This is a genomic window from Phytobacter cepae (assembly GCF_054165735.1).
In genome coordinates, this window is the sequence record NZ_CM135107.1 from 1 (window position 1) to 20,199 (window position 20,199).

Here is a 20,199-nt window from a genome sequence, read left to right on the forward strand (position 1 = left end):
GTGTCACTTTCGCTTTGGCAGCAGTGTCTTGCCCGATTGCAGGATGAGTTACCAGCCACAGAATTCAGCATGTGGATCCGCCCATTGCAGGCGGAACTGAGCGATAACACGCTGGCCTTGTATGCGCCAAACCGTTTTGTACTCGATTGGGTAAGAGACAAATACCTGAATAACATCAACGGACTGTTGAATGATTTCTGCGGCACCGATGTGCCACAACTGCGTTTTGAGGTGGGTTCCAAGCCTGCCACGCCGTCGCACCGTGAGCCTGCCCATGTTGCAGCGCCCGTGCAAACGCATCACGTGCAGCAACCGCAGCGCGTTGCGCCTCCGGTACGTCCAGGCTGGGACAATGTCCCTGCACCGGCGGAACCTACTTACCGCTCTAACGTTAACCTCAAACATACCTTTGATAACTTCGTTGAAGGTAAGTCGAACCAGCTGGCCCGCGCGGCGGCCCGTCAGGTGGCGGATAATCCGGGCGGTGCGTACAACCCACTTTTCCTCTATGGCGGAACGGGCCTGGGTAAAACCCACCTGTTACACGCGGTAGGGAACGGCATTATTGCGCGTAAGCCGAATGCCAAAGTTGTCTATATGCACTCCGAGCGCTTTGTTCAGGACATGGTAAAAGCCCTGCAGAACAACGCCATTGAAGAATTCAAGCGCTACTACCGCTCCGTCGACGCGCTGCTTATTGATGACATTCAATTCTTTGCCAATAAAGAACGATCTCAGGAAGAGTTCTTTCACACCTTTAACGCCCTGCTTGAAGGCAACCAGCAGATCATTTTGACATCGGATCGTTATCCTAAAGAGATCAACGGTGTTGAAGATCGTCTGAAATCCCGCTTTGGTTGGGGACTGACGGTGGCGATCGAGCCGCCTGAACTGGAAACCCGCGTGGCGATCCTGATGAAAAAAGCGGACGAGAACGATATCCGTCTGCCGGGTGAGGTGGCGTTCTTTATTGCCAAACGTCTGCGCTCTAACGTGCGTGAGCTGGAAGGCGCGCTGAACCGCGTGATTGCCAACGCCAACTTTACCGGGCGAGCGATCACCATTGATTTCGTGCGCGAAGCGCTGCGTGATTTACTGGCGCTGCAGGAAAAACTGGTCACCATCGACAATATTCAAAAGACGGTGGCGGAGTACTACAAGATTAAAGTGGCGGACCTGCTGTCTAAACGCCGCTCCCGTTCGGTGGCTCGTCCGCGTCAAATGGCGATGGCGCTGGCGAAGGAACTGACTAACCACAGCTTGCCGGAAATCGGTGATGCGTTTGGTGGTCGCGACCACACTACCGTGCTGCACGCCTGCCGTAAGATCGAGCAGCTGCGTGAAGAGAGCCACGATATCAAAGAAGATTTTTCCAATTTAATCAGAACATTGTCTTCCTGATGCGATGAAAGTGACGCTATGAAATTTACCGTTGAACGTGAACATCTTTTAAAGCCGCTGCAACAAGTCAGTGGCCCGCTGGGCGGTCGTCCTACGCTGCCAATCCTCGGTAATCTGCTGTTGCAGGTGGCAGACGGTATCCTGTCGTTGACCGGTACCGATCTCGAAATGGAAATGGTTGCTCGCGTAACCTTACAGGCAGCGCATGAACCTGGTGCGACAACCGTACCGGCGCGTAAGTTTTTTGATATCTGCCGTGGCCTGCCGGAAGGGGCAGAAATCGCCGTGCAGCTGGAAGGTGAACGTATGCTGGTCCGTTCAGGACGCAGCCGTTTCTCACTCTCCACCTTGCCTGCCGCGGATTTCCCGAATCTGGATGACTGGCAGAGCGAAGTCGAATTTACGCTTCCTCAGACGACCATGAAACGCCTGATCGAAGCAACGCAGTTTTCGATGGCGCATCAGGATGTGCGTTACTACTTAAACGGCATGCTGTTTGAGACCGAAGGCGAAGAACTGCGTACCGTCGCGACGGACGGCCATCGCCTGGCCGTTTGCTCGATGCCTATCGGCGTGAGCCTGCCGAACCATTCGGTGATCGTGCCGCGTAAAGGTGTCATTGAGTTGATGCGTATGCTCGACGGCGGCGAAAACCCGCTGCGCGTGCAGATTGGCAGCAATAATATTCGTGCGCACGTCGGCGACTTCATCTTTACGTCGAAGCTGGTTGATGGACGTTTCCCGGATTATCGCCGCGTATTGCCGAAAAACCCGGACAAGCACCTCGATGCAGGTTGCGATATTCTCAAGCAGGCGTTTGCCCGCGCGGCCATTCTCTCAAATGAGAAATTCCGTGGCGTGCGTCTGTATGTCAGCGAAAACCAACTGAAAATCACGGCGAACAACCCTGAGCAGGAAGAAGCTGAAGAGATCCTGGATGTCACTTACGCTGGCAGCGAAATGGAGATTGGTTTTAACGTCAGCTATATCCTGGATGTGCTTAATGCGCTGAAATGCGAGAACGTGCGCATTTTGCTGACCGATTCAGTGTCGAGCGTGCAGATTGAGGATGCGGCTTCGCAATCCGCAGCCTACGTTGTCATGCCAATGAGACTGTAGTATCTGAAATGGGGCTGGTTTACTTGCCATTTCGCCTCCCGGCAGTGCTCGAAATGCTCACGTACTTCGTGTACGCTCCGCTTTCGGCGCGCTGGCGGTAGACGAACTGGCTGCGACACTCACGCCCCTGGACGATGCTCTGAAATATGTCGCTTACCCGATTACTCATCAAAGACTTCCGCAACATCGAAAATGCGGATCTCGCCTTATCTCCCGGCTTTAATTTCCTGGTGGGTGCCAACGGCAGTGGTAAAACCAGCGTGCTGGAAGCCATCTATACGCTCGGTCATGGCCGGGCGTTTCGCAGCTTGCAGATCGGTCGCGTGATTCGCCACGAGCAGGCCTCGTTTGTTCTTCATGGGCGATTGCTGGGGGACGAGCGTGAGACGTCGATTGGTCTGACGAAAGACAAGCTCGGTGACAGTACGGTACGCATTGACGGAACCGACGGACACAAAGTCGCGGAACTGGCGTTGCTGATGCCAATGCAGTTGATAACCCCAGAAGGGTTTACTTTGCTCAACGGCGGCCCCAAATACCGAAGAGCGTTCCTCGACTGGGGCTGCTTTCACAACGAGAGCGGCTTCTTCACTGCCTGGAGTAACCTTAAGCGGTTGCTCAAGCAACGCAATGCTGCGCTGCGCCAGGTCGGTCATTACGGGCAGCTGCGCCCGTGGGATAAAGAGCTTATTCCGCTGGCGGAGCAAATCAGCGGCTGGCGGGCCGAATACAGTGCTGCCATTGCGGCAGACATGGCAGATACCTGCAAACAGTTTCTGCCAGAGTTCAATCTGACCTTCTCTTTCCAGCGTGGCTGGGAAAAGGAGACCGATTACGCGGAAGTGCTGGAAAGAGGCTTCGAGCGCGATCGCATGCTGACCTACACCGCGCACGGTCCGCACAAAGCAGATTTTCGCATTCGTGCTGACGGTGCGCCGGTTGAAGACACGCTTTCTCGTGGGCAGCTAAAACTCCTGATGTGCGCCTTACGTCTGGCGCAGGGGGAGTTCCTGACACGCGAGAGTGGACGACGGTGTTTGTACCTGATAGATGATTTTGCCTCAGAACTTGATGACGAAAAGCGCGGATTGCTGGCCAGCCGCTTAAAAGCTTCACAGTCGCAGGTTTTTGTCAGTGCCATTAGCGCTGAACACGTTCTGGACATGTCGGACAAAAATTCGAAGATGTTCACCGTGGAAAAGGGTAAAATAACGGATTAACCCAAGACAAAATGAGCGAGAAACGTTGATGTCGAATTCTTATGACTCCTCCAGTATCAAAGTCCTGAAAGGGCTGGATGCGGTACGTAAGCGCCCGGGCATGTATATCGGCGATACGGATGACGGCACCGGTCTGCACCACATGGTATTTGAGGTTGTGGATAACGCTATCGACGAAGCGCTCGCAGGTCACTGTAAAGATATCGTTGTAACGATTCACGCTGACAACTCCGTGTCCGTTACCGATGATGGCCGTGGTATCCCAACCGGTATTCACCCGGAAGAGGGCGTGTCGGCGGCGGAAGTTATCATGACCGTGCTGCACGCAGGCGGTAAATTTGATGATAATTCCTACAAAGTATCCGGTGGTCTGCACGGCGTAGGCGTTTCCGTGGTAAACGCCCTGTCGCAGAAACTGGAATTGCTGATTCGCCGTGAAGGCAAAGTTCACCAGCAGACCTACGTTCATGGTGTGCCGCAGGCTCCGTTAGCAGTAACGGGCGACACTGAGGTGACGGGTACCCAGGTCCGTTTCTGGCCAAGCCATGAAACCTTCACCAACGTGGTTGAATTCGAATACGAGATCCTGGCTAAGCGCCTGCGCGAGCTCTCCTTCCTGAACTCCGGCGTTTCTATCCGCCTGCGCGACAAGCGCGACGGTAAAGAAGATCATTTCCACTACGAAGGCGGCATCAAGGCGTTTGTTGAGTACCTCAACAAGAACAAAACGCCGATCCACCCGAATATCTTCTACTTCTCCACTGAAAAAGACGGCATTGGCGTCGAAGTGGCGTTGCAGTGGAACGACGGTTTCCAGGAAAATATCTACTGCTTTACCAACAACATTCCGCAGCGTGACGGCGGTACGCACCTTGCAGGCTTCCGTGCGGCAATGACCCGTACCCTGAACGCCTACATGGACAAAGAAGGCTACAGCAAAAAAGCCAAAGTCAGCGCCACCGGTGACGACGCCCGTGAAGGCCTGATTGCCGTTGTTTCGGTCAAAGTACCGGACCCGAAATTCTCCTCTCAGACCAAAGATAAGCTGGTCTCCTCTGAGGTGAAATCGGCGGTTGAACAGCAGATGAACGAACTGCTGAACGAATACCTGCTGGAAAACCCGTCTGACGCCAAAATCGTGGTCGGCAAAATCATTGATGCTGCCCGTGCCCGTGAAGCAGCACGCCGTGCGCGTGAAATGACCCGCCGTAAAGGCGCGCTGGATCTGGCTGGCCTGCCAGGCAAACTGGCTGATTGCCAGGAACGCGACCCGGCCCACTCTGAACTGTACCTGGTGGAAGGGGACTCAGCGGGCGGCTCTGCGAAGCAGGGGCGTAACCGTAAAAACCAGGCCATTTTGCCGCTGAAAGGTAAGATCCTGAACGTTGAGAAAGCGCGCTTTGATAAAATGCTCGCTTCTCAGGAAGTTGCCACCCTGATTACCGCACTGGGTTGCGGCATCGGGCGCGATGAGTACAACCCGGACAAGCTGCGTTACCACAGCATCATCATCATGACCGATGCGGACGTCGATGGTTCGCACATCCGTACCCTGCTGCTGACCTTCTTCTATCGTCAGATGCCGGAAATCGTTGAGCGTGGCCATGTCTATATTGCTCAACCGCCGCTGTACAAAGTGAAGAAAGGCAAGCAAGAGCAGTACATCAAAGATGACGAAGCGATGGACCAGTACCAGATCTCCATTGCTCTGGACGGTGCGACTCTGCACGCCAACGCCAGTGCACCAGCCCTGGCCGGTGAGCCGCTGGAGCGTCTGGTCTCTGAATACAACGCAACGCAGAAGATGATTGGCCGCATGGAACGTCGCTTCCCGCGCACGCTGTTGAAAGAGCTGGTTTATCAGCCGACGCTGAACGAAGGCGATCTGGCTAATGAGCAGACCGTGACCCGCTGGGTGAATGCGCTGGTAACTGAGCTGAACGAGAACGAACAGCACGGCAGCCTGTGGAAATTCGACATTCGCGAAAACGCGGAACAGCAGCAGTTCGAGCCGATCATCCGTGTGCGTACTCACGGTGTGGACACCGATTACCCGCTGGATCACGAGTTCGTGACCGGTGCAGAATATCGTCGTCTGTGCACGCTGGGCGAGAAACTGCGTGGTCTGATTGAAGACGATGCCTTTATCGAACGTGGTGAGCGCAAGCAGCCGGTCGCCAGCTTCGAGCAGGCGCTGGACTGGCTGGTGAAAGAGTCTCGTCGTGGTCTCTCCATTCAGCGTTATAAAGGTCTGGGCGAAATGAACCCGGATCAGCTGTGGGAAACCACCATGGATCCAGACAGCCGCCGTATGCTGCGTGTGACGGTTAAGGATGCGATTGCCGCTGACCAACTGTTCACCACGCTGATGGGCGATGCCGTTGAACCGCGCCGTGCCTTTATCGAAGAGAACGCCCTGAAAGCGGCGAATATCGATATCTAATCCGCACTGAAAATTAAAAGCCCGGTGGCATCATGCCTCCGGGCTTTTTTTTGCCGGTAAAAAGAGGAATCTCTCGCTGCGATCCTGGCCCCTTTTCCCCCGACTCTTTTGCTGTTTTTTGAGCTAAATCGCGTTAGCATGAGTCTGGAATTATTTACTCCGGGGATCTCATGGCTATCAAACTTATCGCAATCGATATGGACGGAACACTGCTGTTACCCGACCATACCATCTCTCCTGCTGTTAAAAACGCTATTGCAGCTGCACGCGAACGCGGCGTCAAAGTGGTACTGACCACTGGCCGTCCTTATGCCGGGGTGCACGCTTACGTCAAAGAGCTGCATATGGAGCGTGATGGGGATTACTGCATCACTTATAACGGCGCACTGGTACAAAACGCCAGTGACGGCAGCACGGTGACGCAAACAGCGCTGAGTTATGACGATTACCTGTATCTGGAAAAGCTGTCCCGCGAAGTCGGTTCTCACTTCCATGCGCTTGACCGCAACACGCTCTACACCGCTAACCGCGACATCAGTTACTACACGGTGCATGAATCCTATGTCGCGACCATCCCGCTGGTGTTCAGTGAGCCGGAAAACATGGATCCGAACACGCAGTTCCTGAAAGTCATGATGATCGACGAACCGGAGATACTGGATAAAGCCATCGCGCGTATTCCGGCGGAAGTAAAAGAGAAATATACCGTGCTGAAAAGCGCGCCATACTTCCTGGAAATACTCGATAAGCGCGTGAACAAAGGCACGGGCGTGAAATCACTGGCTGACGTGCTGGGCATCAAACCGGAAGAGATAATGACCATTGGCGATCAGGAAAACGACATCGCGATGATCGAGTATGCCGGCATGGGTGTTGCGATGGATAACGCCATTCCCTCCGTTAAAGAGGTGGCCAACTTTGTCACCAAATCGAACCTCGAAGATGGGGTGGCGTACGCCATTGAGAAGTTTGTGCTGAACTGATCTTCGCGACAGGCAAGGGCCATTACGCCCTTGCCTTGGTGACGTCGTCCTGGGTAACACGAATATGGCTTACCCCGCTTTTCATAATTGCGCTGCGGATCCATGGCGTCGTCAGACAACGGTTTTTGACCACTTTTCCCAGCAATTTGATGCGTAATCCCAGCGTTTTTCGCTCATATACCGCATTGGCGTTTTCAGGTGCCTGATGCAGAACGCCAGCCAGAATTTCCGCACTGTCCAGCGCGTAGCTGATTCCTTCCAGAGAGCTGGCGCTGATAAATCCTGCCGCCTCGCCAATCAAAAAGGCATTCTCTTTTCCACACACAAAATCTTTCCAGCGTGACGGGCACAGCACGGTGCATTTTTCGTTTTTGACCGGCTCGCCAAAGCGAAAGTCGAACGGTACGAGGCGAGTTTTGAGCGCCTCAAAATGTTCACGTCCTTCTTTCATAGCAAACGCCCCACCAAAGATGAAAAATCCGTCTTTAGAAATGCTCCATGCATAACAATCGGTGGTGTGATTATCGAAGACACAGGAATAAAACGGCGACGGATGGGTGTCCTTAAACCACTGCTGTAGCGCAACATATTTGCGGATTTCATGCGTTGGGTATAACTGGCGTCGCACCATAGAGTTTGCTCCATCACCGCCAACAAGATAAGTCGCCGTGGCGTGCCGGGTGACGCCTTCAACGACGTAGCTCAAATGCCAGAGGCCGTTCTCACGCCAGATTTTGCGGCATAAGGCGTCGTGATGAACGGTAACCGAAGCGGGAATCAGCGATTTCATCCATAAATCAAAGGCGTGCCTGTCGATATTGAGATAGCTGCGCTGGTAGTTGCGCGCCACTCCCGTCTGCACATCCAGCGTTTGTACGCTAAAAATCTGCGGATCGGCCATCACATGCTTCGGCATCGTAATCCCCATGCGAATAAACGAACGTTGCGCATCCGGTGCAAGCAATCCGCCGCAGGGTTTCATAAACCCGCCCGTGCCACGCTGCTGCTTTTTATCCAGTGCGAGCACGCTTTTCTTACCTGCCAGCTGCCGGGCCAGCGCCGCGCCCGCAGGCCCCAGACCAATAATCGCTACGTCAAAATGTTGCATATCCCCTCCTTTCATTGATGAGGAGAATAAATGGCGCACGTGAAGTCAGAGTGAAGTGTAACGAGAGCAATTCTGTGATCTGTAGTACGTTTTGCGATCTAAATTGTAGTACAACCATCATTGATTGTACTACATTATGATCCATCGGAATGAGAGCACGCCAGGTTTGTACTGCAAAGATGAGGCGAATATCACCGGTCGAGGTAAAGTAGGCATGCACACACTGTGAATAAGGGCACGCCATGACTCTCACCAAAACCGACCGCATCATCGTTACGCTGGGGCACCAGATTGTCGGTGGAAAATATGTCCCCGGATCGGCACTTCCGGCGGAAGCAGAACTTTGCGAGGAGTTTGAAACCTCGCGCAACATCATTCGCGAAGTCTTTCGCTCGTTAATGGCGAAGAGACTGATCGAGATAAAACGCTATCGCGGCGCATTTGTGACACCGCGCAACCAGTGGAATTACCTCGATACCGAGGTACTGCAATGGGTGCTGGAGCATGACTATGACCCGCGACTCATCAGTGCGATGAGTGAGGTGAGAAACCTGGTGGAACCTGCAATTGCCCGCTGGGCAGCGGAGAGGGCCACTTCCAGCGATCTCGCGCAAATTGAGGCAGCACTGAACGACATGATTGCGAATAACCAGGATCGCGATGCGTTCAATGAGGCGGATATTCGTTACCACGAAGCGGTGCTGGAGTCGGTGCACAACCCGGTATTACAGCAACTGACCGTGGCCATTAGCTCGCTTCAGCGGGCGGTATTTGAACGAACCTGGATGGGTGATGAAGGCAACATGCCGAAAACGCTCCAGGAACATAAAGCACTGTTCGATGCGATACGGCATCAGGACGGTAATGCGGCAGAGCAGGCGGCACTGGCCATGATTGCCAGCTCGACACAAAGGTTGAAGGAAATCACATGACATCTCGCTACATCGCCATTGACTGGGGATCAACCAATCTGCGCGCCTGGCTGTATCAGGGCGAAGAGTGCCTGGAGAGCAGGCAATCCGAAGCAGGGGTCACAAGACTGAACGGTAAATCCCCGCAGGCGGTGTTAGCAGAAGTGACCCACGGCTGGCGCGATGCTGCCACGCCCGTCGTGATGGCTGGAATGATAGGTAGTAATGTGGGCTGGAAAATTGCCCCCTACTTACCGGTTCCAGCGCATTTCTCTGCCATTGGTGAGCAACTCACCTCTGTTGGCGACAAGATCTGGATTATTCCCGGCCTTTGCGTCTCCCGCGATGACAACCGTAACGTCATGCGCGGCGAAGAAACGCAACTGCTGGGCGCAGTGTCACTCTCTCCTTCTTCTGTCTATGTCATGCCCGGCACCCACTGCAAATGGGTGCAGGCCGATGCCGGGCAGGTTCATGATTTTCGTACGGTGATGACCGGTGAACTGCATCATCTGCTGCTGAATCATTCGCTGGTGGGCGCAGGCCTGCCCGAGCAGGAAACCTCTGCTGAGGCTTTCAGCGCCGGTCTGGCGCGCGGTCTCGCCACGCCAGCCATCCTGCCGCAACTCTTTGAAGTTCGCGCCGCCCATGTGCTCGGCAATCTGCCGCGTGAACAGGTCAGCGAGTTTTTATCCGGCCTGTTGATTGGTGCGGAAGTGGTCAGCATGGCGGCGCACTTCAGCGCACCTCAGGTCACCATTGTCTCGGGCAGCGCGCTGGCAAACCGGTATCAACAGGCGCTGGAAGCGATGGGCCGCAAAGCCGTGGTCATTTCTGGCGACACCGCATTTCAGACAGGAATAAGGAGCATCGCTCATGCAGTGGCAAACTGATCTTCCCCTTATCGCGATTCTGCGCGGCATCACCCCCGACGAGGCCCTGGCTCACGTTGGCGCGGTGATCGATGCTGGATTCGACGCGGTGGAAATTCCGCTTAACTCCCCGGCGTGGGAAAAAAGCATTCCAGCGGTTGTGAATGCGTTTGGCGACAGAGCGCTGATCGGCGCAGGTACCGTGTTACAGCCGGAGCAGGTGGATAGCCTGGCGAAGATGGGCTGCAAGCTGATCGTCACCCCCAACATCAACCCTGAGGTCATTCGCCGCGCGGTGGGCTACGGCATGACCGTCTGCCCGGGATGCGCCACGGCGACAGAAGCCTTTACTGCGCTTGAAGCGGGCGCCCAGTCGCTGAAGATTTTCCCGTCGTCGGCCTTTGGCCCGGATTACATCAAAGCGCTGAAAGCGGTCTTACCCGCCAGCGTGCCGGTCTTTGCCGTTGGCGGCGTCACGCCAGAAAACCTGGCCCAATGGATGAAAGCCGGTTGTGTCGGCGCGGGGCTGGGCAGCGATCTCTATCGCGCCGGGCAGTCCGTAGAGCGTACCGCCCAGCAGGCGGCAGCATTTGTGAAAGCGTATCGAGAGGCAGTGAAATGAAAATAACGAAACTCACCACGTACCGTTTACCCCCGCGCTGGATGTTCCTCAAAATCGAAACCGATGAAGGGATCGTAGGCTGGGGCGAGCCGGTCATCGAAGGACGTGCCCGTACGGTTGAAGCGGCGGTACATGAGCTGAGTGATTATCTGATTGGTCAGGACCCGGCGCGTATTAATGACCTGTGGCAGGTGATGTACCGCGCGGGCTTCTATCGTGGTGGCCCGATTCTGATGAGTGCCATTGCCGGGATTGACCAGGCGCTGTGGGACATCAAAGGTAAAGTCAATAACGCACCGGTCTGGCAGCTGATGGGCGGCCTGGTGCGCGACAAAATCAAAGCCTACAGCTGGGTTGGCGGTGACCGTCCGGCAGAGGTTATTGACGGCATTAAAACCCTGCGCAACATCGGCTTTGATACCTTCAAGCTGAACGGCTGCGAAGAGATGGGCGTGATTGATAACTCACGTGCGGTGGACAGGGCGGTCAATACCGTGGCGCAAATTCGTGAAGCCTTTGGTAACGATATTGAGTTTGGTCTTGATTTCCACGGCCGCGTCAGCGCGCCAATGGCCAAAGTCCTGATCAAAGAACTCGAACAGTATCGTCCGTTATTCATTGAAGAGCCGGTACTGGCCGAGCAGGCGGAATATTATCCGCGCCTCGCCGCGCAAACGCATATTCCAATTGCGGCTGGCGAGCGTATGTTCTCTCGTTTTGAATTTAAACGTGTCCTGGAAGCGGGGGGAATTGGCATCTTGCAGCCGGATTTATCGCACGCAGGCGGTATTACCGAGTGCTACAAGATTGCTGGCATGGCGGAAGCCTACGATGTGGCACTGGCACCGCACTGTCCGCTTGGGCCGGTGGCGCTGGCGGCCTGTTTGCACGTCGACTTTGTCTCCCACAATGCAGTATTCCAGGAGCAGAGCATGGGCATTCACTACAACAAAGGTGCTGAGCTGCTCGACTTCGTGAAAAACAAAGAAGACTTCAACATGGAAGGCGGCTTCTTTAAACCCTTAATGAAACCAGGCCTTGGCGTGGACATTGATGAAGAGAAAGTCATCGAGTTGAGTAAGCATGCGCCAGACTGGCGTAACCCGGTTTGGCGGAATGAAGACGGCACCGTCGCCGAATGGTGATGTCCGTCATACTTCGCGCCGCAGATGCGTTGGCTGCGATTGCGCACCCCAGTTACTTACTTATGTAAGCTCCTGGGGATTTGCAATCTTGCCGCCTTCCTGCGACACGAATTATTTAGGACATTCCTCTTATTTATAAAAATTAAACACACCCTCTGAAACTACAGGGCATGGTGAGCGGCCTCGCTATGCCCAAAATCTGGAGACAGATTGCGATGGATATTTCAGTTACTGCTGCAAAAGTCGGTCGTCGGCGTTACCTGACGCTGGTGATGATCTTTATTACGGTTGTTATTTGTTATGTCGACAGGGCTAACCTTGCGGTGGCGTCGGCCCATATTCAGGAAGAGTTTGGTATCAGTAAGGCTCAAATGGGGTATGTCTTCTCTGCCTTTGCCTGGCTGTACACCCTCTGCCAGATCCCCGGCGGCTGGTTCCTCGACCGTGTGGGGTCACGCTTAACCTACTTTATTGCCATTTTCGGCTGGTCGGTTGCCACGCTTTTCCAGGGCTTTGCGACAGGGTTGATGTCACTGATTGGCCTGCGCGCCATTACCGGGATTTTCGAAGCACCTGCTTTCCCGACCAACAACCGCATGGTGACCAGCTGGTTCCCGGAGCATGAGCGCGCCTCTGCGGTCGGCTTCTATACCTCGGGGCAGTTTGTCGGACTGGCGTTCCTGACGCCGCTGCTTATCTGGATTCAGGAGATGTTGAGCTGGCACTGGGTGTTCATTGTCACCGGCGGCATCGGCATCGTCTGGTCACTGATCTGGTTTAAGGTATATCAGCCGCCGCGTCTGACCAAAAGCGTGAGTCCGGCAGAGCTTGAGTACATTCGCGAAGGCGGTGGGCTGATTGATGGCGATGCGCCGGTCAAAAAAGAGGCGCGCCAGCCGTTAACCAAAGCGGACTGGAAGCTGGTATTCCATCGCAAGCTGGTGGGCGTTTATCTGGGGCAGTTTGCCGTGACCTCAACGTTGTGGTTCTTCCTGACCTGGTTCCCGAACTATCTGACTCAGGAAAAAGGCATTACCGCACTGAAAGCCGGTTTCATGACCACCGTGCCGTTCCTCGCTGCTTTCTTTGGCGTGCTGCTTTCTGGTTGGCTGGCTGACCGTCTGGTGCGTAAAGGCTTTTCCCTGGGCGTGGCGCGTAAAACACCCATTATCTGCGGGCTGCTGATCTCAACCTGCATCATGGGGGCCAACTATACCAACGATCCGGTATGGATTATGACCCTGATGGCCATCGCTTTCTTTGGTAACGGTTTTGCTTCTATCACCTGGTCGCTGGTCTCTTCCCTGGCGCCGATGCGCCTGATTGGCCTGACGGGCGGGGTGTTTAACTTTGTCGGTGGTCTGGGCGGCATTACCGTACCGCTGGTGATTGGCTACCTGGCGCAGGACTACGGTTTCGGCCCGGCGCTGGTCTATATCTCAGTGGTAGCACTGGTGGGCGCGCTCTCTTACATTCTGCTGGTGGGCGATGTAAAACGGGTAGGTTAATCCCTCTGCCTTGCGATACCCTGATGCAAAACATGGCATCAGGGTTATTCATTACATGAAACAGATCACCACCGCACCCCGTCATCATCAACTCACCAATATTCACACCTGGACACCCGACAGCCAGTGGCTGGTGTTTGATGTTCGCCCCTCCGGCGCCTCGTTTACCGGTGAAACCATTGAGCGCGTCAATATTCATACTGGCGTGGTCGAGGTTATCTACCAGGCGTCTGAAGGTGCGCACGTTGGCGTCGTGACGGTTCATCCTCATGATGAAAAATATGTGTTTATCCACGGCCCGGAAAACCCGGATGCCGACTGGCACTATGATTTCCACCACCGCCGGGGTGTCATCACTACCCACGGCAAAACCGCGAATCTGGATGCGATGGATATCACCGCGCCCTATACCCCAGGTGCATTGCGCGGCGGCAGTCATGTCCATGTTTTCAGCCCTGACGGTGAAAACGTCAGCTTTACCTATAACGATCATGTGATGCATGAGTGGGACACACGTTGTGACCTGCGTAATGTGGGGGTAGCCGTGCCCTATGGCCCGGTGGCGCCTGGTGGTAAGCATCCGCGTGAATATGCAGGCAGTCACTGGTGCGTGCTGGTCAGTCATACAACCGTTAACCCCATGCCTGGCAGCGATGAGATTAACCGGGCCTACGAAGAGGGCTGGGTCGGTAACGGCAGGATTGCGTTTATTGGCGATACTCTTTCGATAAAAGGCGAGAAAGTGCCAGAACTGTTTATTGTGACGTTGCCTGAGAGTGCGTCCGGCTGGAAACAGGCGGGCGATGCGCCACTGGAGGGGACGGCAACCACCCTGCCTGCGCCGCCGAAAGGCATTATTCAGCAGCGACTAACGTTCACCCATCAGCGCACCTGGCCTGGGCTGGTTAACGTTCCGCGGCACTGGGTGCGCAGCAATCCGCAGGCGACGCACATTGCGTTTCTGATGCGAGACGACGCGGGCGTTGTGCAGCTCTGGCTGATATCCGCCGAGGGGGGAGAGCCACAGCAGCTGACTCAGCTAACCACTGGCATTCAGTCTGCGTTCAACTGGCATCCAACAGGCAAGGCGCTGGGTTGTATTGTCGAAAACCGTATTGCGCTCTGCGATGCACTCAGCGGTGAAATCACCTTTTTGACTGCCGATCACGCAAATAGCCCGTCGGCAGACGCGATCGTGTTCTCACCGGACGGGAAACAGATCGCCTGGATGGAAGAGGTGGAGGGTTTCCGTCAGCTGTGGGTAACGGAAACGGGCCTGTAAATCAGGGGGCGGGCATCGGTGCTGGCGGGATGACATTGTTCGTCGCCAGGTTTGATTGCTCGCTTTTTTCCACACGGGATTTGATTGAGCTGTCGGTGCGGAACATGTCCCACGGCAGCAGGAGGGTATCCATTACCGCCGTAAAAGGCATATCCAGAACGACCAGGGATTTCATACCGATGTTAGTGTCATCATCCGAAAGCATGGTCGAACTGGCTTTCATGCCAGGGTAAACACCCTCTTTACCCCCGGTGTGTGACATCACACTGGAACACCCGCTGGTTAACACCATCCCGCCAAGTAACGCTGAAACTATCAGAATATTTTTCATCATGAGTCAATCATAGTTATGTGCATTATGAGGACGGCATAAGGCGTTATAGCTGCCTTGCTGTTAAAAACACAGTCCTCGAGCTCCGCTCTGTGGCGGCATTCGCAATTTGGCATTTTGTGCTGTGATCCCAGTCTATGCAAAGTGCCAGAAACTGCAAAAAAAAGTCAGAAAATGACCCTTGAAAAGCCCGTGACTAACCCAATTTTAAGAATGTAGCCCGGAGACACGCCGTAAGGGTGTTGAGCTACAGCAGCCTGTCCATTGTGGAGGGCAATTGTTTATCTCGCTGATTTCAGGAGCTTTTGTTTATGCGTAACTTCGATCTCTCCCCGCTTTATCGTTCTGCTATTGGTTTCGACCGCCTGTTCAACCTGCTGGAAAATAATCAGAGCCAAAGTAATGGAGGCTACCCTCCGTACAACGTTGAACTGGTTGACGAAAATCACTATCGCATCGCGATCGCGGTTGCCGGTTTCGCAGAAAGCGAACTGGAAATCACCGCCCAGGACAATTTACTGATCGTGAAAGGCGCACACGCTGCCGAGCAGAAAGAGCGCACCTATCTGTACCAGGGCATTGCCGAGCGCAACTTTGAGCGCAAATTCCAGCTCGCTGAAAACATCCATGTGAAAGGCGCGAATCTGGTGAATGGCCTGCTGTATGTTGATCTTGAGCGCGTCGTCCCGGAAGCGAATAAACCGCGCCGCATCGAGATTAACTAAGTACCTGAATGTATTTGAACTAGCTTGCTCGCCGACAGGGAGCAGATGCGAGCCGCGAGGCTTGCAGGAACCCACTCGCTTCTCAGAAGGAGAAACAGATTATGCGTAACTATGATTTATCCCCATTACTGCGTCAGTGGATCGGTTTTGACAAACTGGCTAACGCTCTGCAAAACACCGCTGACCAACAAGCGTTCCCGCCTTACAACATTGAAAAAGGCGATGACAACCACTACCGCATTACCCTGGCGCTGGCCGGTTTTAGCCAGCAGGATCTGGATATCCAGCTTGAAGGCACGCGTCTGGTGATCAAAGGCACGCCTGAAAAACCGGCGAACGAGCCAAAATGGTTGCATCAGGGGCTGGTGATTCAGCCTTTCACCCTGAGCTTTACGCTGGCTGAACATATGGAAGTTTCCGGGGCGACCTTTAACAACGGGCTACTGCATATCGACCTGACCCGTAACGTACCGGAAGCCATTGCGCCGCAGCGTATCGCCATCAGCGAGCGTCCGGCCTTAAATAGCTAAGGGTCGTTTGTGCGGCTTGATGCCCTCACCCCGCCCCTCTCCTACGGGAGAGGGCGCAAACACTAAAAACGGTCACCTTCGGGTGGCCGTTTTGCTTTTTGCCTCGGGGATTTTTGTTTTTTGCCCGGTAGGTAGTGAAGAGATACACTGAACAAAAGGCCTTTTCTGGAGCGGACTATGTTGGGTGATAAATTGGAGTTTGAAGGGCTTACTGGTGTCGGTCACGTTCAGCTAGCGCTTGAACCCCATCAGCAGATCTACACGTTTATTGGTGCCAATGGCGTGGGTAAAACCAAAATGCTGGAAGCGCTTTTTCAGGTCCTGTTTTTCACCAACTCAACGGTAAACAAAACGCTTGAACCGTTCAGATTTGCTCATTTCCGTTTTAAACGTTTTCAGCAGAATTCGCCGTCACTGTGGATTCTTGATAGAGGCTCGGATCCTTCCCCACTTTGGGGAAATATCAAAGATACGTTTAGCCAAAAAAATCATAAACTCCCCGTTGTCTTTCTGGGGGCGCAATCTCGGGGCTCGATATCTGACTCTACTGCAGCCAATAATTTATCAGTAGGCTCTCTTGATGGCCGCAGAAAAATCTATTTTAACGCACTAGTGGCTGATATGGAGTCGCGTTTTGGTTCCATGAATATGTCCACCAGCATTCAGGAGTGGTTTATTTCTGTGGCCCGCTCTTCGAATCGTTGGCAAAAAAATGAAGATAACCGTGAGGTTGAAATCTCAACCGTCATGCGGTTGTTACATGCAATTGATAATCGAATCGATGCTGAGTTCCTTGAAATAACGGGTGATGACCGGGTCAGTATTCAAATCGAAGGCCAAAAGCGCGAGTTAACCCAGCTAAGCTCTGGATTTACCTCCATTCTTAAACTCATTCAGGCCATTGTTTCTGGATATAGCTATTTCACGAATGAAACCAATATACAGCATGTCAAAGGCATCGTTCTGATTGATGAAATAGAAAGCCATCTGCACCTTTCATGGCAGGCCAATATTATTCCTTTGTTAAAAAACCTTTTTCCTAATACAACATTTTACATTACAACTCACTCTTCCGTGGTTCTTGCCCAACTGAAAGATGGTGAGGCCTACAACCTTTACCGTGATGATGATGGTGTAGTGAAAACCAGAAAGATCCCGGCACCGAATAAAGCCGCTCTTGCTGATATTCTAAAAGATGTCTTTAGTGTTGATATCAATCAACTGAAGCTTCAGAACAGCAGTATTGCTGAACAACAAACGGCGAAAGATGATCTGTTACGGTTGCTCAATCAGCAAGGGAAACAATAATGACAAGGAAAGTATTGCTGGATACGAATCTATTGATTGCGGCACTGGATAAAAGTGGCACCACCTCTGCTGAAATAAAAGCATCGGCAACTAAGAGGCTTGCTGAATTAGCATCAGAACCTGATGTGGCTCTTTTCATTACCCCTTTGATCCGCTACGAAGTTTTACGTGGCATCAATTGGCTAAATGAAGACGATTTCCATGAAATGCAGGCGATATTGAACGGTTTTCCTGAGCTGGAAATTACGCGTAATATTTCTGAACTTTCTGCCAATTTGTACCGCTATGATAGCTGGCAAGTTCGTCAGCCGGGAGCGGTAGCACGCAACCTGGAGAAACGGAAATTTGATGTTTTCCATTTCTGTAGCGCACATTGTAACGGACTCGAATTGTGTTCTCTAGATACGGACATTGGCCGGATAACCCTGCTACATCGTGATTTCGAAGCGCAAATGTCGCATTGACTCTTAAGCCCCGCGTCTTCGGGGCTGTTTTGTGCGCCATCGCCCATACATCCCGCTGCCGCTCTGAGAGAATCCCTTGTGTTTACAATGTTATTCACAGGGAACCATTATGAGTGATATAGCGTTAACTGTAAGCGTATTGGCTCTGGTCGCGGTGGTCGGATTATGGATCGGCAACGTTAAAATTCGCGGTGTCGGTTTCGGGATTGGCGGTGTCCTGTTTGGCGGGATTATCGTCGGCCACTTTGTCGATCAGGCGGGGGTGACGCTCAGTGGCCCGATGCTGCACTTCATTCAGGAGTTCGGCCTTATCCTGTTTGTTTACACCATTGGAATCCAGGTCGGGCCAGGCTTTTTCGCCTCCCTGCGCGTCTCCGGGCTGCGCCTGAATCTGTTCGCCATCCTGATTGTCATCCTCGGCGGGCTGGTGACCGCCATTCTGCATAAACTCTTTGATATCCCGCTCCCGGTTATCCTCGGTATCTTCTCCGGTGCCGTGACCAACACTCCGGCGCTCGGGGCCGGGCAGCAAATCCTGCACGATTTGGGGACGCCGACGACTGTCCTCGATCAGATGGGGATGAGCTACGCGATGGCCTATCCGTTCGGCATTTGCGGCATTTTACTCACCATGTGGTTGTTACGCGTCGGGTTCCGGGTCAACGTTGAGCGCGAAGCCGAACTGCATGACGCGGGCACCAGCAACGGCAGCGCGCTAATCAAAACCATCAACATTCGCGTTGAGAATCCGAACCTCAACAACATGGCGATTCAGGACGTACCGATGCTCAATAGCGACAAGATTATCTGTTCGCGCCTGAAACGGAATGAAACGCTGATGGTGCCTTCTCCCGGCACGCTCATTCAGTTAGGTGACTTGCTGCACCTGGTGGGATTACCGAAAGATCTGCATAGCGCCCAACTGGTGATGGGCCAGGAGGTTGAAACCTCGCTCTCGACGCGCGGCACTGATTTGCGTGTGGAACGTATCGTGGTTACCAATGAGAAGGTCCTCGGCAAGCGCATCCGCGACCTGCACTTTAAAGAGCGTTACGACGTAGTGATTTCACGTCTTAACCGTGCCGGTGTAGAGCTGGTGGCAAGTAGCGACGCCAGCCTGCAGTTTGGTGACATTCTGAATCTGGTGGGCCGCCAGGCCGCCATCGATGCGGTGGCCTCTGAACTGGGTAACGCGCAGCACAAGCTCCAGCAGGTGCAAATGCTGCCGGTCTTTATCGGCATCGGTCTTGGCGTATTACTGGGGTCGATCCCGCTCTTTGTGCCGGGTTTTCCGGTGGCGCTGAAACTCGGTCTGGCGGGCGGCCCGCTGATTATGGCGCTGATTCTTGGGCGTATTGGCAGCATCGGTAAGCTCTACTGGTTTATGCCACCGAGCGCTAACCTCGCGCTACGTGAGTTAGGGATTGTGCTTTTTCTTGCGGTTGTTGGGCTGAAGTCCGGCGGTGATTTTATCACTACGCTCACCCACGGCGACGGCGTGAACTGGATGTGTTACGGCATCTTTATTACCGCCATTCCGCTCCTGACCGTCGGCGTGCTGGCGCGTCTGTTTGGCAAAATGAATTACCTGACCCTGTGCGGTATGCTGGCCGGGTCGATGACCGATCCGCCGGCGCTGGCGTTCGCGAACGGCTTACACCCCACCAGCGGCGCTGCTGCCCTCTCCTATGCCACCGTCTACCCGCTGGTGATGTTCCTGCGCATCATCACGCCGCAGTTGCTGGCGGTGCTGTTCTGGGGAATGGGTTAGCCCAATCAGAAGGGGGAGGTTCCGGTGAAAAAGGAGATGACGGCGAGGATGAGGAGAATCGTCAGAACCACCCCGATGCCGAACAACAGCGCATGAAACGCAAGGGTACCGCCGCCAAAACAGAGGGCACCGTACACGCCCCAGCGATGCTCCTTGCGCATGCCCGCGATGAACGCGCAAAACAGGGCCACAACGGCCAGCACGATACCTGTATTATCAATGATCTTATCAATATCCGCAGGCTTGTTTGCCGTGGCGTTGGTCTGCGGTTCTTCGCCTTTTAAGCCTGCAACAATCCCCTTTTTCACGGCGATGATCTTCTCAGCAATCACTTTTTCGACGCTGGGAGCAGGAGCGGAAAAAGGGCCCATTGAATAGTGGATAAGCCCCATCAATAATGCAACGGCACCCAACAACAGACCGAGTGAACCGAACTTATTCTGCATAACCATTGCG

At 53.8% G+C, this 20,199-nt stretch carries 19 protein-coding genes; 16 read left to right on the forward strand and 3 right to left on the reverse strand.

Annotated features, from left to right (window positions below; all coding sequences use genetic code 11):
* The 5 genes from dnaA to yidA all read left to right on the forward strand — a co-directional run bounded on the left by dnaA (position 1) and on the right by yidA (position 7,166).
* Positions 1-1,401, forward strand: a complete 1,401-nt coding sequence (dnaA, locus tag ACUY4Q_RS00005) for a chromosomal replication initiator protein DnaA (RefSeq protein ID WP_458045123.1) — start codon at positions 1-3, stop codon at positions 1,399-1,401.
* Between the two features lie 18 nt (positions 1,402-1,419).
* A complete protein-coding gene (gene dnaN, locus ACUY4Q_RS00010) occupies positions 1,420-2,520 on the forward strand; it encodes a DNA polymerase III subunit beta (protein ID WP_458045124.1) in 1,101 nt (366 codons plus the stop codon).
* A 146-nt stretch (positions 2,521-2,666) separates the two neighbouring features.
* Positions 2,667-3,740 carry a DNA replication/repair protein RecF gene (gene recF, locus ACUY4Q_RS00015; protein WP_458045125.1) on the forward strand — a complete coding sequence of 358 codons (1,074 nt, stop codon included), beginning with the start codon at positions 2,667-2,669 and terminating at the stop codon, positions 3,738-3,740.
* Between the two features lie 28 nt (positions 3,741-3,768).
* Positions 3,769-6,183: a DNA topoisomerase (ATP-hydrolyzing) subunit B gene (gene gyrB / locus ACUY4Q_RS00020; protein WP_458045126.1), complete on the forward strand. Its 2,415-nt coding sequence runs from the start codon at positions 3,769-3,771 to the stop codon at positions 6,181-6,183.
* Positions 6,184-6,353: 170 nt separating this feature from the next.
* On the forward strand, positions 6,354-7,166 hold the full coding sequence (gene yidA / locus ACUY4Q_RS00025; RefSeq protein ID WP_458045127.1) for a sugar-phosphatase: 813 nt from the start codon (positions 6,354-6,356) through the stop codon (positions 7,164-7,166).
* A gap of 22 nt (positions 7,167-7,188) precedes the next feature.
* On the opposite strand, the gene ACUY4Q_RS00030 is transcribed toward yidA, so the two are convergent.
* A complete protein-coding gene (locus tag ACUY4Q_RS00030) occupies positions 7,189-8,274 on the reverse strand; it encodes an FAD-binding protein (RefSeq protein ID WP_458045128.1) in 1,086 nt (361 codons plus the stop codon).
* A gap of 242 nt (positions 8,275-8,516) precedes the next feature.
* Between ACUY4Q_RS00030 and dgoR the strand changes: the two genes are divergently transcribed.
* From dgoR to ACUY4Q_RS00060, 6 genes are all read left to right on the forward strand, one after another.
* Entirely contained in the window at positions 8,517-9,206 is a 690-nt protein-coding gene (dgoR, locus tag ACUY4Q_RS00035) for a D-galactonate utilization transcriptional regulator DgoR (RefSeq protein WP_458045129.1), read from the forward strand.
* The gene (locus ACUY4Q_RS00040; protein ID WP_458045130.1) at positions 9,203-10,078 is read left to right on the forward strand and encodes a 2-dehydro-3-deoxygalactonokinase; all 876 of its coding nucleotides are present in this window, start codon (positions 9,203-9,205) and stop codon (positions 10,076-10,078) included. Before dgoR ends, ACUY4Q_RS00040 begins: the two co-directional genes overlap by 4 nt.
* On the forward strand, positions 10,062-10,679 hold the full coding sequence (locus ACUY4Q_RS00045; RefSeq protein ID WP_458045131.1) for a 2-dehydro-3-deoxy-6-phosphogalactonate aldolase: 618 nt from the start codon (positions 10,062-10,064) through the stop codon (positions 10,677-10,679). Before ACUY4Q_RS00040 ends, ACUY4Q_RS00045 begins: the two co-directional genes overlap by 17 nt.
* Entirely contained in the window at positions 10,676-11,824 is a 1,149-nt protein-coding gene (gene dgoD / locus ACUY4Q_RS00050) for a galactonate dehydratase (RefSeq protein ID WP_458045132.1), read from the forward strand. Before ACUY4Q_RS00045 ends, dgoD begins: the two co-directional genes overlap by 4 nt.
* A 170-nt stretch (positions 11,825-11,994) precedes the next feature.
* Entirely contained in the window at positions 11,995-13,332 is a 1,338-nt protein-coding gene (locus tag ACUY4Q_RS00055) for an MFS transporter (RefSeq protein WP_458045133.1), read from the forward strand.
* A 55-nt stretch (positions 13,333-13,387) separates the two neighbouring features.
* The gene (locus ACUY4Q_RS00060) at positions 13,388-14,614 is read left to right on the forward strand and encodes a YidR family protein (RefSeq protein WP_458045134.1); all 1,227 of its coding nucleotides are present in this window, start codon (positions 13,388-13,390) and stop codon (positions 14,612-14,614) included.
* A 1-nt stretch (position 14,615) separates the two neighbouring features.
* Here ACUY4Q_RS00060 and ACUY4Q_RS00065 read toward each other — a convergent pair whose 3' ends face one another.
* Entirely contained in the window at positions 14,616-14,948 is a 333-nt protein-coding gene (locus ACUY4Q_RS00065; protein WP_458045135.1) for a YceK/YidQ family lipoprotein, read from the reverse strand.
* Between the two features lie 308 nt (positions 14,949-15,256).
* On the opposite strand from ACUY4Q_RS00065, the gene ibpA reads away from it, so the two are divergent.
* From ibpA to ACUY4Q_RS00090, 5 genes are all read left to right on the forward strand, one after another.
* The gene (gene ibpA / locus ACUY4Q_RS00070; protein WP_458045136.1) at positions 15,257-15,670 is read left to right on the forward strand and encodes a small heat shock chaperone IbpA; all 414 of its coding nucleotides are present in this window, start codon (positions 15,257-15,259) and stop codon (positions 15,668-15,670) included.
* Positions 15,671-15,771: 101 nt separating this feature from the next.
* Positions 15,772-16,200, forward strand: a complete 429-nt coding sequence (gene ibpB, locus ACUY4Q_RS00075) for a small heat shock chaperone IbpB (RefSeq protein WP_458045137.1) — start codon at positions 15,772-15,774, stop codon at positions 16,198-16,200.
* Between the two features lie 177 nt (positions 16,201-16,377).
* On the forward strand, positions 16,378-17,508 hold the full coding sequence (locus ACUY4Q_RS00080) for an AAA family ATPase (RefSeq protein WP_458045138.1): 1,131 nt from the start codon (positions 16,378-16,380) through the stop codon (positions 17,506-17,508).
* Positions 17,508-17,972, forward strand: coding sequence for a PIN domain-containing protein (locus tag ACUY4Q_RS00085; protein WP_458045139.1), 465 nt, complete (start codon positions 17,508-17,510; stop codon positions 17,970-17,972). The genes ACUY4Q_RS00080 and ACUY4Q_RS00085 overlap by 1 nt, the downstream gene beginning before the upstream one ends.
* Before the next feature lie 109 nt (positions 17,973-18,081).
* A complete protein-coding gene (locus tag ACUY4Q_RS00090; protein WP_458045140.1) occupies positions 18,082-19,743 on the forward strand; it encodes a putative transporter in 1,662 nt (553 codons plus the stop codon).
* Positions 19,744-19,748: 5 nt separating this feature from the next.
* On the opposite strand, the gene yidI is transcribed toward ACUY4Q_RS00090, so the two are convergent.
* Positions 19,749-20,195, reverse strand: coding sequence for an inner membrane protein YidI (yidI, locus tag ACUY4Q_RS00095; protein WP_458045141.1), 447 nt, complete (start codon positions 20,193-20,195; stop codon positions 19,749-19,751).
* Between the last annotated feature and the right edge of the window lie 4 nt (positions 20,196-20,199).